Source organism: Helicobacter kayseriensis, from assembly GCF_021300655.1.
Classification (GTDB): domain Bacteria; phylum Campylobacterota; class Campylobacteria; order Campylobacterales; family Helicobacteraceae; genus Helicobacter_G; species Helicobacter_G kayseriensis.
The window spans coordinates 1-1,234 of record NZ_JAJTNB010000036.1 but is presented as its reverse complement, the minus strand read 5'-3'; the positions used below and the strand labels follow the sequence as shown (position 1 = coordinate 1,234).

Genomic DNA, 1,234 nt, shown 5'->3' with positions numbered 1-1,234 from the left:
GGGAACTGGGAACTGGGAACTGGGAACTGGGAACTGGGAACTGGGAACTGGGAACTGGGAAAGAATACCTTGGTTTCTATAATTTCTTTATGTATTTTTAAATTTAAAGGTTTGGAAAAATTGGAGAGGAAATAAAACTCTGTACAGACAAAAACCGTCAATAAGTCTGCGCCATGAAAATATATTTAGTTTCTAAACTTTCGCAAAGCTTCATTAAAGAATCTTTCCTAAAAATATTAAAATTTACCATAATTAAATTTCTCAATTTAAAAGGAACTTCCTCATGAATCTTGAAATTTTTCTGCATGGTGAAACAATTGATTTATATATACCAACGATTGAATATATTAAAGAAAATCGTCTCTATACTTGGTGGAATAATCCCGATATAACTGCCTATTTAGATTCTGGAGCCTTTCCAAATACACTCAGCAAACAAATTGCTTATTATGAAAAATATTTAGATCAGGATTTAATTCTACTAATTGGAAACAAAGAAAAAGAAATTATTGGCTCTATAGCATTATCCTCTATTGATTACAGAACCAAAAAGGCTGAACTTGGAATAATTATGGGTCGAATCTTTAGAAAGAATCCTCTCGAATCCCTAGAATCTGTAGCAAGAATTACCGAACATGCTTTTTTAAAAATTGGCTTAGATCGAGTTAATGCACGTCAACATATAGGCTTAATTCATTGGTCAAATCGGATGTCTTTAATCGGCTATAGAATAGAAGGAATTTATAAAAATGGATTTGTGAAAGGAAAAGAGAAAGCAGATCAATTTCATATAGCCTGCTCCTATGAGGATTATTGCAGAATAATCGCCAATAGGGGGGGGGGGAGGATTATGGGATAATCAAAAAAACATGCTCAAAAGAATTCAAAGACTCCCTAAAAACACTCTTCATCAGCAATTGCAATTGTTTTTTCAAAAAAATGAAACATATTATGAAGAAATATTTAATCTTTAATTATTTTCTTAATAATGTCATCAAAAAAATTCCTATAACAAAAAAGATTTTTTAAAACTATTAAAAAACTATTAAGATAAATATTGGCTGAGTTAGGAGGAAGAATAGGATAGATAATTTGTGGTTTTTTCCCACTCAAAGATTTTAAAAAGTTTTCAATCTTTTGTGCATCCTGATCATCAATATCAATTCCTAATTGAATCGAACCCATTTCTTTGATTGCATCCTTGAGATTCCAAAATGCTCCATTGTGGAAGTAT

At 31.0% G+C, this 1,234-nt stretch carries 1 protein-coding gene and 1 pseudogene; one reads left to right on the top strand and one right to left on the bottom strand.

Translation table 11 applies throughout. The features are described from left to right. Positions 1-283 precede the first annotated feature (283 nt). A complete protein-coding gene (locus LW137_RS07105; protein ID WP_233034973.1) occupies positions 284-859 on the top strand; it encodes a GNAT family N-acetyltransferase in 576 nt (191 codons plus the stop codon). A 212-nt stretch (positions 860-1,071) separates the two neighbouring features. On the opposite strand, the pseudogene LW137_RS07100 reads toward LW137_RS07105, so the two are convergent. Then, positions 1,072-1,234: pseudogene (locus tag LW137_RS07100) on the bottom strand (cytochrome-c peroxidase); the annotation flags it as partial.

Coding starts and splice junctions, on each gene's coding strand:
- LW137_RS07105 (WP_233034973.1), top strand. CDS start 284: ATGAATCTTGAAATTTTTCTGCATGGTGAAACAATTGATTTATATATA.